Source organism: Streptomyces sp. ATexAB-D23 (assembly GCF_000373645.1).
Lineage (GTDB): Bacteria > Actinomycetota > Actinomycetes > Streptomycetales > Streptomycetaceae > Streptomyces > Streptomyces castrisilvae.
On the sequence record NZ_KB892007.1, the window covers coordinates 104,415 to 117,559 of the forward strand.

Here is a 13,145-nt window from a genome sequence, read left to right on the forward strand (position 1 = left end):
TGGGGGACCTTCAGTGACCACCTCTCAGTTAGACGCGCGGAGCTCTCCGGGCACGGCGCGCAGGCAGGGCCGGCCTGGAATCGCCCTGGCCGTCATCGCCGCCTGTCAGTTGATGGTTGTGCTCGACTCCACAATCGTCAACATCGCCCTCCCGCACATCCAGGGAGCCCTGCGTTTCTCGACCACGGGTCTCTCCTGGGTCCTGAGCGCCTACACGCTCACCTTCGGCGGCCTGCTGCTGCTCGGGGGCCGGGCCGGGGACATCCTCGGCCGCCGCCGCGTGTTCATGGCCGGCATCCTGGTCTTCACGCTCGCCTCGCTCCTCGGTGGATTCGCCCAGGAGCCCTGGCAGTTGCTCGCCGCCCGCGCGCTCCAGGGCATCGGCGGCGCGATCGCCTCACCGACCGCCCTCGCCCTGATCACCACCACATTCCCCGAAGGCCCCGAGCGCAACCGCGCCTTCGGTGTCTTCGCCGCGGTGTCCGCGGGCGGTGGCGCGCTCGGCCTGCTGGCGGGCGGGATGCTCACCGAATGGCTCGACTGGCGCTGGGTGTTCTTCGTCAACGTGCCGATCGGTGTGCTGATCGCCGTCCTGGCTCCGATGTACATCAACGAGTCCGAGAGGCATCCGGGCCGCTTCGACATATCCGGCGCCCTGACCTCGACTCTCGGCATGGCCTCGCTGGTGTACGGGTTCATCCGGGCCTCCGAGGAGGGCTGGCGCGACTCGCTCACCCTGGCGTCCTTCGGTGCGGCGGTGATTCTGCTCGCTCTCTTCGTGCTCGTCGAGATGAAGGCCAAGGAGCCGATCACGCCGCTGCGGATGTTCGCCGACCGCAATCGCTCCGGCACATACGTGATCATGCTCAGCCTGGCCGCGGCCATGTTCGGCATGTTCTTCTTCATCGTGCTGTTCGTGCAGAACGTCCTGGCCTACAGCCCCATCGAGTCCGGCCTGGCCTTCCTGCCCGTGACCGTCGCGATCATCATGGGAGCGGGGCTCTCGCAGCGGTTCCTGCCGGTTCTCGGTCCCAAGCCGTTCATGGTCACGGGTTCGGCGCTCGCGGGTATCGGCCTGTTCTGGCTCACCTTCATCTCCTCCGGCAGCTCCTATCCGGCGGGGGTCCTCGGCCCGATGCTCGTGTTCGGCTTCGGTATGGGGCTCAATTTCGTGACGCTCACCCTGACGGCGGTCTCCGGGGTCGCGCAGCACGAGGCGGGCGCCGCCTCCAGCCTGCTCAACGCGAGCCAGCAGGTGGGCGGTTCGCTGGGGCTGTCCATCCTGGTCACGGTCTTCGGTGCGGCCGGCCGCGGCGAGGCGGAGAAGCAGGTGCCGAAGTTCCTGGCGCAGGCTTCGCCGGAGCAGAAGGCTCAGTTCGCCAAGACCCGGGAGCTGCCCGGGAGCTGGGGCCACGCGGTCCTCGCCGAGGGCATATCCACCGCGTTCCTCGCGGCGGTGGCCATGGCCGGCCTCGCCCTGCTGACCGCGCTGCTCATCATCCGGGTGCGCAAGAGCGACCTGGACGCGCTGAGCGGCAAGGCCGCGGCCGGGGGGCCGGCGGCCTAGCGTGCGTCCACCGCACGAACGCGATGCCGGTTGCGGGCCGCCTCGGGGGGGGCGGCCCGCATGTCCGGCGTATCCGTACGGAACGCGTCCGCGCCGGCAGGCCCGTGACGCGGGGCGCTTGCGGGGACGCTCGGTGCTGGTCCGTTCGGACCGGCCGAGTCAGCCGGACTAGTAGGGCGTCTCTCTTGGATCATCGAGCGGACCAGATGAAGATCGCTGCGATGTGGAGTCCTGCCTGGAAGATCACTGCTGTCTTCTCATACCGGGTGGCCAGGCCGCGCCAGTTTTCAGGCGGTTGATCGCTCGTTCGACGGTGTTGCGTTGTCGGTATGCCTGGCGGTCGAAGTGGTGAGGGCGGCCGCCGTTGCTGCCTCGTCGTTTCCGGTTCGCGACCTGGTCGGCCGGCTGAGGGATCACCGCCTGGATACCGCGTCTGCGAAGGTGCGCGCGGATCGACCGGGACGAGTAGGCGCGATCGGCGAGCACGATGGCGGGGCGAGTGCGAGGCCGCCCGATTGGCCTGGGGACTCGTAAGGCAGCCATGACGTGTTTGAAGGCGGGTGCGTCACCCGCCTGTCCGGGCGTGAGGTGGAAGCACAGCGGACGGCAGCGGTCGTCCGCCGCCAGATGGATCTTGGTGGTCAGTCCGCCAAGCGAGCGCCCCAGAGCGTGGTGGGGAGGTTCACCGGCCGGGGCCGTGTTCCTGCGGGCTCCGGCGGAAGTCTGGTGGGCGCGGACGACGGTGGAGTCCACGCTGACGACCCAGTCGAGGTCGCCGTCCGTGTCGGCCTGAGCGAGCAGGGCGGTGAACACCCGGTGCCAGGTCCCGTCGATCGCCCAATTTCGGAGCCTGGTGTAGACGCCCTTCCACGATCCGAACTCCGCAGGCAAACACGCCCACGGCGACCCGGTGCGGAACTTCCACGCGATGGCGTCGATTACCTGCCGATGCTCACGCCACCGGCCACCCCGCTTGGGCGCCTGGTCCGGCAGCAACGGCTCTATCCGCGCCCACTGGGCGTCAGTCAACGACATGCCCGGACCAACGACCCAGTGATCCGAATGGGATGGCCTCGGTGCAGGATGAGCGCGTGTTTCCTCCCCGACTGCTGTGGCGTGACCCCCGGCCCACCCCCCGGTTCAATCGGCAGGAGCCGGTGACCCAGATTGTCCGCGATCCCGGCTTCTACGAGCCGAGCGATGAGGACGACTGCTCAAGGTTCTGGTACTTCTGCCAGGCCCATGACCGCCCCTACTGGCACGAGTCCTGTGGGGAAGGGCCGCATGTCATCGCCCTGCACTGCCAAGAGCACGGGCCCGAGAGCATGTGGCCGCAACCACTGATGCTGATGTTCCCCGAAGGGTTCGACCCCTCGCTGAGCGACGCGCAGCTGGCCTGGGTGCGGGCGGAAGACGACGCTGTCTAGGCATGATCCGAAAGAGACGCCCTAGCCGGGTCAGCACGGAACGGCCCGGAACGGCACGGATCAGTACGCCCGTGCGGAGCCGGCCGGATTCGCCGGGCCGGCCGGGTCAGTACGGGTCGTAGGGGTCGTACGGGTCGTCCGTCCCGCCGCCGCGTTCCTCGCCGTTGTCGCCCGAGCTCAGACCCCGGCATTCGAGTGTGCGGTAGCCGGGGTCCCAGTCGCCGAGGATGTCCCGGGCCCGCTTCTCCCCCCAGCTCGTCGCGTACCAGGGCTCGTCCGAGTCCCGCAGTCCGCGCTGGATGTCCGCCAGCGCACAGGAGCGCAGAGGTTCCGGCAGAGTGTCGAGGGCGGGCACGGCATCGGCCGACAGCCCCTTGAGGTACTCGATGTCGATCGAGTGATCGTCGCGGTAGCGCTGCACGTTCTGCTCGGCGATGAGACCGTCCGGCGAGACCAGCCCGAAGGCCAGTACGCCGACGGCCGCGCTCGCCGCGACGGCACGCGGCAGCAGCCGGGGGCCGAAGACACCGGCCGCCATGATCAGCACGAGGACCACCCCGAGCCACAGTTCCACCGCGGCCACCGAGATGCGCAGCCGGGTCAGGCCGTACGCGTCGACGTAGAGGTCCATGCGCCGCAGCGCGGAGGCCACCACGACGAGCGTGAGCAGGCACAGGATGCCGAGCACGCCGCGTACGAGCGTGCGGTCGCGGGCGCCGCCGCGAGGAGCCCAGCGCAGGGCGAGTGCGATCACCCCGAGCGTGAGGACCGTGGCCCAGAGCAGCTGCCAGAAGCCCTGGCGGGCGTACTCGGAGTAGCTGAGGTCCGTCTCGGCCATCACCTTGTCGTATCCGCCGAGCAGCACCGTGAGCTGAATGGCGAGGAAGACGGCGAAGAGCAGGTTCAGGACGACCAGCGGCAGGGCCCATTCCAGCCGTCCGCGGGCCTTGCCGGGGCGTATCGTCGCCCGGTCCCAGCGGACCGGCGCGGCAGCGGTGTACGCGGCGGCAAGGGCGCCGACGAGGCCGAGCACGCCCAGGAAGATCCGCCACGGGCTGTCGCCGACCGACACATCGGGGGTCAGGCTGCCGAGGAGATCGGCGAAGGCCGCGTCCGCGCTCGCGAAGAGCGCCCCGAACACGATGAGCAGGACGACGGCCACGGCCGCGGACCGCAGGACGACGCCGTAGCGGCCCCGCGACCCCTCCATGCGGTCGCGCACGCCCCGGACGCCCCAGCCCAGCGATTCGAAGACGGAGGTGAACAGGCCGAACGAGCCGAGGAAGACGCCGAGCCAGCTGCGGCTGCCGTGCAGCGCCAGAGAGCCGAGCGCCAGAGCGGACACGAGAGCGAGGAACGTCGGCCAGCCCGCGTCCCGGAGTGCGGGAACGACCAGCAGCGCCAGTCCCCCGATCCCCCATACGGCGCTCCAGGGGCGTAGCCGCCGGCCGGCCGCCCGCGCGGCGATGTACGCCCCGGCCGCCGCGGGCAGCGCGACGATGAGCACGTTCAGACCGATGCCGTCGCCCAGCAGGACCGTGCTGAACAGTGCGGTGGCGAGGACCGCCCAGAGAGTTCCGGGATGCACGGGCCCCGGCTTCACCGAGCGGAGGCGCGAGACCGCCGAGGGCTGCGGCTTGCCCCACGGATCGGTCCGGGGCGGCTGTCCGGGGGGCTGCTGCGCGTAGGCCGGGATCTTCGGCGGCTCGGGAACGGTGCTCTGCCCCGTGCCGCGGGCCGCGGGGTCCGCCGTTGCCGAGGCGGGGGCGGGTATGCGCCCGTCCGCGGGATCGGTCCCCGCCTCGGGGGACCCGCTTCCTGGCGGGGCCGCCCCGGAGGCGTCCGGCGCGGGCCGTGGCTCTGCGGATGCGGCCGGCGCAGGTGCGGGCCGAGCTGAATCCGACGGATTTTCTGACATGGGACCCCTCCCCACCGGGGTCCGCTCACGCGTGCCCAGGGCGGCGCGCGGCCCCCCGGCGTCTCATTCGGTGCGCACCCGTCGTGATGTTCACCGAGGGCGGCGTGGCCGAAAGAGTAACCCCGTGCGATGACGGTCGGCCGGGCCGGGCTCTGCTGTGGCAGGACCGTGACAGTCGGGGCGGCGGTCCGGCTGGGCCGCGTCCGGAAAGTCCCGTCGCACGCCCGAGGAGCGCGGCCTCAGGCCGCGCGCGTCGACCAGTGCGGCAGCTCTTCCGTCTGCGCCACCCATGCCGCCGGTGGTGCGCCTGCGGTGCCCGCCGCGACCACTCCGCCGACGATCGCGCAGGTCGTGTCGACGTCACCGCCTGCCTGTGCGGTCACCCAGAAGGCCTGCTCGAAGTCGCCGAGGCCGCGGGCCGCCGACCACAGGGCGAATGGGACGGTGTCGTGCGCGCTGGTACGGCGCCCGTTGCCGAGGACCGCCGCCACGGTGCCCGCGTCCTCGTAGTCCAGCATGTCGCGGGCGCGCCGCAGCCCGGCGCCGACCGCGCTGCGCGGGACGAGCGCGACGACGCCGTCCAGCAGGTCCGCGGGTGCGGGGGGCCCGGACGGCGAGGCCGCGAGCGCGGCGGCCGCCGCCACGGCCATCGCACCCACGACGGCCTCCCGGTGCTGGTGCGTGGTGTACGAGGAGATCTCGGCCTGGTGCGTGGCCTGCTCGGGGTCGTCCGCGTACCAGGCGCCGAGCGGCGCGATGCGCATCGACGAACCGTTGCCCCACGAGCCCTGGCCCTTGAACAAGGCGGAGGCGAGCTCCCGCCAGTCCCCGCCCTCGCGCACGAGGCGGAGCAGCCGGTTGACGGCGGGGCCGTATCCGCGGTCGAAATCGTGGTGCTCGGCGAACGAGTGGGCGAGGGCGTCCTGGTCGATACGGCCGTGGTCGCGGAGCACGGCCATGACGGAACAGGCCATTTCCGTGTCGTCGGTCCACTGCCACGGCCCGGGGGGCAGGGCGCGGTCCTTCAGGAGCGGATAGTTGGCCGGCACGAAGAACTGGGAGCCCAGGGCGTCTCCCACGGACAGGCCGCGCAGGCTGGCGAGGGCCCGTTCGATGCGCTGGTCGGAAGCGGATTCGGTCATCGCTTCCACTCTATCCGGTGATGCCGTACGGCTCAGGGGTACGCCAGCGCTCGAAGGGCCGGTCGAGGGTGTAGCGCCCGTCCTTGCCCAGCACCAGCGTGCGCGATTCCCCGTTTCCGGGGTTGGAAAGCGATTCGAATTCGGCCACGGACCAGTGGAACCAGCGCATGCAGAACAGCCGCATGGTCAGCCCGTGCGTGACGAGCAGGACGTTCGGCGGGTGGTCGGGGTCCTCGAAGCTGCGGTGCAGGCTCTCCAGGAAGGCGCCGACCCGGTCGTACACGTCCGCCCCCGACTCGCCCTGCGCGAAGCGGTAGAAGAAGTGCCCGTAGGCGTCCCGGTACGCCTTCTGGAGCCTGACGTCGTCGTGGTCCTGCCAGTTCCCCCAGTCCTGCTCGCGCAGCCGCGGCTCCTCACGGACCCGCACGCGCCCGGCGTCCAGGCCGAGGGAGGCGAACGTCTCGTGGGTGCGCCGGTAGGGGGAGACGTACACACTGACCCGCTCGGGGCCGAAGAGTTCGCGCAGCCGCACCCCCGTCTCGCGGGCCTGGCGCAGCCCTGTGGGGGTGAGCCTCAGCGCGTGGTCGGGCTCGCGCTCGTACACGGTGTCGTCGGCGTTGCCCTCGGACTCCCCGTGCCGGACAAGAACGATGCGTTGCGGTCGTGCCATGCACCGACCCTAGATCGAGTTGCCGCCGTTCGAGCAGTTGTCCGGAAATCATCGGTGCATGTCGTCGGCGCTACCCCGTTTCCCAGGCGGTCACACCGTCCAGGACGGTTCGAGTTGCACGACGTCTCCGGCCAGCGCGGCCACGTCCTGTTCGGTCTGCGCGCGTTCCGACAGCCGGTCGACGCTGCCCGGCCGATACTTTCCGCGCTCGGCGCTGGACTGCCACATCGACAGGACCAGGAACTCGTGCCCCGGCGCCTCGCCGAAGATGCCCCGCAGCATCCCCGGCGACCCCGCCATCGCCGGGTTCCACACCCGCTGCTGCATGAGCGCGAAGTGCTCGACCCGGTCCTCGTGCACCTGGCTGTGGGCCACCCTGAGCACGTCCGCGTCCGTGAAGCGGGGTTCGAATCCCGTCTTCACGTCGAAGCGGTACTCGAAGAGCTTGACCTGGATGTCGTTGTACGTACCGGCCTGCGCCGCCGCCAGGGTGTCGTGGCCGCGTGCCATGAACGAGTCGTAGAAGACCCGGTTCTCCCAGAAGGCGAAGACATGCGCCACCTCGGGCCGGCCACGGCTCCAGCCGCCGCCCTGCCCCCTGAACCCCGGCTCACCCAGCAGCCTCGCCCACTTCCGCTGCCCCCGTTCGAATCCTCGACGGTCCGTCACACTGCAGCGAATCCACTTGACCAGCACGGCGCCATCGTACGGCCGCCGGGCGTGGCGTGGGTCACGCTCCGGGCCAGTACGCCGGAACCGGCCTTCTCTCGTCGGATCGTGGCCCGTTTCAGCCGCTCGCATCCAAGCCTGTTGGCTCCGGGGGCAGTTACGGACATGATCGGAGGACAGAACCGGAGCAACGCCCCCGGGCGCAGGAGGACAGTCCGATGAGCACTCCCAACAAGGACCTCGAAAAGGTCGAGGTGAGGATCAAGTGGGACCCCAGCGACCAGGGTGAGGCCCCCAACGACCTCGACATCATCGCGGCGACCTACCCGGCGGACGAGCCGTACGGCAGCCCGGCGTACCTCGTGCACTTCGACAGCCGGGCACCCGACGGCACCATCACGCTGAACCGCGACAGCAGGACGGGGCAGGGGCTGGGCTACGACGAGGAGATGACGCTGGAGCTGGACAGGCTCTCCGAGGAGTACGGCCGGGTCGTCGTCGGTGTGGCCATCCAGCAGCGCGACGGGCACAAGACGTTCGGCGCCATAGAGAACACCGGGGTCCAGATCCGCGAGGGCTACGCGACGCTGGCCGAGGACGACTTCTCCTCGGTGGGCAACGCCACGGCGGCCGTCGTGGCCGAATTCGTACGCGACTCCGCCGGCGGCTGGCGCTTCCACGGGACGGTACGAGGCTTCGACGGGGACCCGGACTCGTTCGCCACGGCGATGGGCAGCCGCGCCTACGGCGCATGACACCGGGAACGGCGAACGGGTGCGGGCAGGTCTTCCGTGAAGACCTGCCCGCACCCGCTGTCATGTCACCCGGGGTGTCTCAGGACACCGGGTTCACCGGTCAGCTGCAACCGCTGGTCGAGCCGCAGCCCTCGCAGATGTAGCAGGAACCCGCGCGCTGCATCTTCGTACCGCAGGAGAAGCAGAGCGGAGCGTCCGCGCTGATGCCGAGCTGCATCTCGACGAGCTCGGCCGAGGTGTGGGCCGTCTTGGGTTCGGCCTTCCCGGTCTCCTCGGCCGGGACCGCCTTCAGCGTCTCCGTCCGCACCGGGGCGGACTGCGCCAGGACCTCGGCCTCCAGCTGCTCCTCCTCGAACGTCGGCTCGTAGGAGCCGGTGTCGAGGTGGCGCTGACGCTCCTCGGCGGAGTGGATGCCGAGGGCGGAGCGGGTCTCGAAGGGCAGGAAGTCCAGCGCCAGGCGGCGGAAGATGTAGTCGACGATCGACTGCGCCATCCGCACGTCCGGGTCGTCCGTCATGCCGGCCGGCTCGAAGCGCATGTTGGTGAACTTCGAGACGTACGTCTCCAGCGGGACGCCGTACTGCAGACCGACCGAGACGGCGATGGAGAAGGCGTCCATCATGCCCGCGAGGGTCGAGCCCTGCTTGGACATCTTCAGGAATACCTCGCCCAGACCGTCGTCGGGGTAGGAGTTGGCGGTCATGTAGCCCTCGGCGCCGCCCACCGTGAAGGAGGTGGTGATGCCGGGCCGGCCCTTGGGCAGACGCTTACGGACGGGGCGGTACTCGACGACCTTCTCGACCGCCGTACGGATGGTGTCCTCGGCCTTGGCCGTGACCGCCTCCTTCTCCTTGGTCTTCGCGGAGAGGGGCTGCCCGACCTTGCAGTTGTCGCGGTAGATCGCGAGCGCCTTGACGCCCATCTTCCACGCCTCGAAGTAGACCTCCTCGACGTCCTCGACGGTGGCCGTCTCCGGCAGGTTCACCGTCTTGGAGAGCGCGCCGGAGATCCACGGCTGGATGGCCGCCATCATGCGCACGTGGCCCATCGCGGAGATGGAACGCTCGCCCATCGCGCAGTCGAAGACCTCGTAGTGCTCGGTCTTCAGGCTGGGGGCGTCGATCACATTGCCGTTCTCGGCGATGTGGGCGACGATCGCCTCGATCTGCTCCTCCTGGTAGCCCAGGCGGCGCAGGGCCTGCGGGACGGTGCCGTTGACGATCTGCATCGAGCCGCCGCCGACCAGCTTCTTGAACTTGACCAGGGCGAGGTCGGGCTCAAGGCCGGTGGTGTCGCAGGACATGGCGAGACCGATGGTGCCGGTGGGCGCGATGACCGAGGCCTGCGCGTTACGGAAACCGTTCTTCGCGCCGAGGCGGATCACGTCCTGCCAGGCCTCGGTCGCGGCGGCCCAGATCGGGTTGTCCAGGTCGTCGGCGTGGACGGCCACGGCGTTGGCGTCGGCGTGCTGCTTCATGACGCGCTGGTGCGGCTCGGCGTTACGGGCGTAGCCGTCGTACGGGCCGACGACGGCGGCGAGCTCGGCGGAGCGGCGGTAGGAGGTGCCGGTCATCAGCGAGGTGATGGCGCCGGCGAGCGCGCGGCCGCCGTCACTGTCGTACGCGTGGCCGGTCGCCATCAGCAGGGCGCCGAGGTTGGCGTAGCCGATGCCGAGCTGGCGGAAGGCGCGGGTGTTCTCGCCGATCTTCTCGGTCGGGAAGTCGGCGAAGCAGATGGAGATGTCCATCGCGGTGATGACCAGCTCGACGACCTTGGCGAAGCGCTCGGACTCGAAGGACTGGTTGCCCTTGCCGTCGTCCTTGAGGAACTTCATCAGGTTCAGCGAGGCGAGGTTGCACGAGGTGTTGTCCAGGTGCATGTACTCGCTGCACGGGTTCGAGCCGTTGATGCGGCCGGACTCGGGGCAGGTGTGCCAGTGGTTGATCGTGTCGTCGTACTGGATGCCCGGGTCGGCGCAGGCCCAGGCCGCCTCGGCCATCTTGCGGAAGAGGGACTTGGCCTCAACCTCTTCGATGACGTCGCCGGTCATCCGGGCGCGCAGCCCGAACTTGCCGCCGGACTCGACGGCCTTCATGAACTCGTCGTTCACCCGGACCGAGTTGTTGGCGTTCTGGTACTGGACGGACGTGATGTCGTCGCCGCCCAGATCCATGTCGAAGCCCGCGTCGCGCAGGGCGCGGATCTTCTCCTCCTCCTTCACCTTGGTCTCGATGAAGTTCTCGATGTCGGGGTGGTCGACGTCGAGGATGACCATCTTGGCCGCGCGGCGGGTGGCGCCACCGGACTTGATCGTTCCGGCGGAGGCGTCGGCGCCCCGCATGAAGGAGACGGGGCCGGAGGCGTTGCCTCCGGAGGAGAGGAGTTCCTTGGAGGAACGGATACGGGAGAGGTTCAGGCCGGCGCCGGAGCCGCCCTTGAAGATCATGCCCTCTTCCTTGTACCAGTCGAGGATCGACTCCATGGAGTCGTCGACGGCCAGGATGAAGCAGGCCGAGACCTGCTGCGGCTGGGGCGTTCCGACGTTGAACCACACCGGCGAGTTGAAGCTGAAGATCTGGTGCAGGAGGGCGTACGCCAGCTCGTGCTCGAAGATCTCCGCGTCGGCGGGGGAAGCGAAGTAGTGGTGGTCCTCGCCGGCCTTCCGGTACGTCTTGACGATCCGGTCGATCAGCTGCCGCAGACCGGTCTCGCGCTGCGGGGTGCCGACGGCGCCCCGGAAATACTTGCTGGTGACGATGTTGACCGCGTTCACCGACCAGAAGTCGGGGAACTCGACGCCACGCTGCTCGAAGTTGATCGAGCCGTCGCGCCAGTTGGTCATGACGACGTCACGGCGCTCCCAGGCCACCTCGTCGTACGGATGCACGCCGGGGGTGGTGTGGATGCGCTCGATACGCAGGCCCTGCTTGGACGCAGTCGACTTGGTCCCCTTGCGGGAACCTCGTGCCGGGCCGCTCGCCGTCTCTGTCATGCCGCCTCCCATATATGGGCAAAAACGCCCTGAAGTGCCGAGAACTTCCCCGGGCACAGTGTGTGTCTGATGCTTCGGCCGCCGTATTCGTCATACGTCGCCCGGAACAAGGTCCAGGTGCCGGCCCGCGCCCCGATCCCCGGATCGGCGCGGCCGGCTACTGCCGCTCAGTCGGCGGCGACGGCGGGAACGGGGACCTCCAGGGTCTCGCCGCTCCCGCATCCTTCTGCGGAGGGCCGCCGCTCACGGAGTTCCGTGATGGCGGCCTCGAAGTCTTCGAGGCTGTCGAACGCCCGGTACACGGACGCGAACCGCAGGTAGGCGACCAGGTCGAGTTCCTGCAGGGGGCCGAGGATGGCCAGGCCCACATCGTGCGTGGTCAGCTCGGCGCTCCCGGTCGCGCGCACCGCCTCCTCGACCCGTTGGCCGAGTTTGGCGAGGGCGTCCTCGGTGACGGGCCGCCCCTGGCACGCCTTGCGCACCCCGGAGATCACCTTGGTGCGGCTGAAGGGCTCGGTCACACCGCTGCGCTTGACCACCATGAGCGAACAGGTCTCCACCGTCGTGAAACGGCGGGAGCAGTCGGGGCACTGGCGGCGCCGGCGGATCGAGGTCCCGTCGTCGGTGGTGCGACTGTCGACGACCCGGCTGTCGGGGTGCCTGCAGAAGGGGCAGTGCATGGCTCCCAACCCTCCTTCACAGCACGACTGAATAGCCTCTTCAGGCCCGGCGAGGGGCCCTCGAAGCGGTCTCAAGCATAGGCGATGACCGCACCCCCGATTCACGGGGACCACAACTTCTGGGCGGCCGGAACAATCCAACCACTAGATCTTGGGTTTGGCCGCGCATTTGGCCCTGGAGCGTGTCGCACCGGGAGGGCGACCGGAAGGCAGCGTACGGCCGACCAAGAGGGTACGGGAAGCGCCCGGACGGCGGACGACCGGGCGGCCACCCCCGCGCGCGTTCCGCGCGGTACGGAACGCTACGGTCTGGGGGTCACGGCCACCGGCCATCCACCCCCTCGCGGCGCTGCGCGCACACGCAGCCTCATACACCCGGCAGCGAACGCCCGGCACACTTTCATTCGTTTTTCACTCGAACGTGTGTTTGGCGCAACCTTTCGAAAGCTACTACCGTTGTCCAGCTAGGGAGACCATTCGAGAGGGGCCGCCGACGTGACCACCACCGCAGACAGTGCCATCATCACTGCCCAGGACCGCTCCCAGAGCCGAGTCGAACCGGTGCATGCCATGAGTGACTCAGTCACGAACACGGAGGGGCCGGAGCCCGGTCGCCCAGCGCGCTCGCTCCCCGGGCGACCTCCTGGAATCCGGGCGGACAGCTCGGGACTCACGGACCGGCAGCGGCGGGTGATCGAGGTCATCCGGGATTCCGTGCAGCGGCGTGGATATCCGCCGTCGATGCGGGAGATCGGTCAGGCGGTGGGCCTTTCCAGCACCTCCTCCGTCGCGCATCAGCTGATGGCTCTGGAGCGCAAGGGCTTCCTGCGCCGCGACCCCCACCGCCCCCGGGCGTACGAGGTGCGCGGCTCGGACCAGCCGAGCACCCAGCCGACGGACACCACGGGCAAGCCCGCCGCCTCGTACGTCCCGCTGGTGGGCCGGATCGCGGCCGGTGGACCGATCCTCGCCGAGGAGTCCGTCGAGGACGTGTTCCCGCTCCCCCGGCAGCTGGTCGGTGACGGAGAGCTGTTCGTGCTGAAGGTCGTCGGCGACTCGATGATCGAAGCGGCGATCTGTGACGGCGACTGGGTCACCGTGCGACGCCAGCCCGTCGCGGAGAACGGCGACATCGTGGCCGCCATGCTGGACGGCGAGGCCACCGTGAAGCGCTTCAAGCGGGAGGACGGCCACGTCTGGCTCCTCCCCCACAACGCCGCGTACCAGCCGATCCCCGGCGACGAGGCAACCATCCTCGGCAAGGTCGTCGCAGTGCTGCGCCGGGTCTGAGACCGGCACTCCGCGCCGTACGAGCGGGCCCCAGG

At 69.6% G+C, this 13,145-nt stretch carries 11 protein-coding genes; 4 read left to right on the plus strand and 7 right to left on the minus strand.

What is annotated here, in order from left to right:
• Positions 1 to 13 precede the first annotated feature (13 nt).
• Positions 14 to 1,567 carry an MFS transporter gene (locus B082_RS0109155; protein WP_026249580.1) on the plus strand — a complete coding sequence of 518 codons (1,554 nt, stop codon included), beginning with the start codon at positions 14 to 16 and terminating at the stop codon, positions 1,565 to 1,567.
• A gap of 190 nt (positions 1,568 to 1,757) precedes the next feature.
• Here B082_RS0109155 and B082_RS35845 read toward each other — a convergent pair.
• A protein-coding gene (locus B082_RS35845; RefSeq protein WP_234018133.1) for an IS5 family transposase occupies positions 1,758 to 2,602 on the minus strand; the annotation gives its coding sequence in 2 pieces (ribosomal slippage) (positions 1,758 to 1,855 and positions 1,855 to 2,602; 846 coding nt in all).
• Between the two features lie 122 nt (positions 2,603 to 2,724).
• Between B082_RS35845 and B082_RS0109165 the strand changes: the two genes are divergently transcribed.
• A complete protein-coding gene (locus B082_RS0109165) occupies positions 2,725 to 2,994 on the plus strand; it encodes a hypothetical protein (RefSeq protein WP_018551509.1) in 270 nt (89 codons plus the stop codon).
• Positions 2,995 to 3,100: 106 nt separating this feature from the next.
• On the opposite strand, the gene B082_RS0109170 is transcribed toward B082_RS0109165, so the two are convergent.
• The 4 genes from B082_RS0109170 to B082_RS0109185 all read right to left on the minus strand — a co-directional run bounded on the left by B082_RS0109170 (position 3,101) and on the right by B082_RS0109185 (position 7,420).
• On the minus strand, positions 3,101 to 4,912 hold the full coding sequence (locus tag B082_RS0109170) for a DUF4153 domain-containing protein (RefSeq protein ID WP_234018134.1): 1,812 nt from the start codon (positions 4,910 to 4,912) through the stop codon (positions 3,101 to 3,103).
• Positions 4,913 to 5,151: 239 nt separating this feature from the next.
• Positions 5,152 to 6,054, minus strand: a complete 903-nt coding sequence (locus B082_RS0109175) for an ADP-ribosylglycohydrolase family protein (RefSeq protein ID WP_018551511.1) — start codon at positions 6,052 to 6,054, stop codon at positions 5,152 to 5,154.
• Between the two features lie 10 nt (positions 6,055 to 6,064).
• Positions 6,065 to 6,724, minus strand: a complete 660-nt coding sequence (locus tag B082_RS0109180; RefSeq protein ID WP_018551512.1) for a histidine phosphatase family protein — start codon at positions 6,722 to 6,724, stop codon at positions 6,065 to 6,067.
• A 90-nt stretch (positions 6,725 to 6,814) separates the two neighbouring features.
• Positions 6,815 to 7,420 (minus strand): YdbC family protein, encoded by a 606-nt coding sequence (locus B082_RS0109185; protein ID WP_078622535.1) that lies wholly within the window; start codon positions 7,418 to 7,420, stop codon positions 6,815 to 6,817.
• Between the two features lie 191 nt (positions 7,421 to 7,611).
• On the opposite strand from B082_RS0109185, the gene B082_RS0109190 reads away from it, so the two are divergent.
• Complete coding sequence (locus B082_RS0109190; protein WP_018551514.1) at positions 7,612 to 8,148, plus strand: TerD family protein; 537 nt, start codon at positions 7,612 to 7,614, stop codon at positions 8,146 to 8,148.
• A 100-nt stretch (positions 8,149 to 8,248) separates the two neighbouring features.
• Here the strand turns inward: B082_RS0109190 and B082_RS0109195 are convergent, their stop codons facing one another.
• The gene (locus B082_RS0109195; protein ID WP_026249582.1) at positions 8,249 to 11,140 is read right to left on the minus strand and encodes a vitamin B12-dependent ribonucleotide reductase; all 2,892 of its coding nucleotides are present in this window, start codon (positions 11,138 to 11,140) and stop codon (positions 8,249 to 8,251) included.
• A gap of 167 nt (positions 11,141 to 11,307) precedes the next feature.
• The gene (gene nrdR / locus B082_RS0109200; RefSeq protein ID WP_018551516.1) at positions 11,308 to 11,820 is read right to left on the minus strand and encodes a transcriptional regulator NrdR; all 513 of its coding nucleotides are present in this window, start codon (positions 11,818 to 11,820) and stop codon (positions 11,308 to 11,310) included.
• A 495-nt stretch (positions 11,821 to 12,315) separates the two neighbouring features.
• On the opposite strand from nrdR, the gene lexA reads away from it, so the two are divergent.
• Positions 12,316 to 13,110, plus strand: coding sequence for a transcriptional repressor LexA (lexA, locus tag B082_RS0109205; protein ID WP_026249583.1), 795 nt, complete (start codon positions 12,316 to 12,318; stop codon positions 13,108 to 13,110).
• Positions 13,111 to 13,145: the final 35 nt, after the last annotated feature.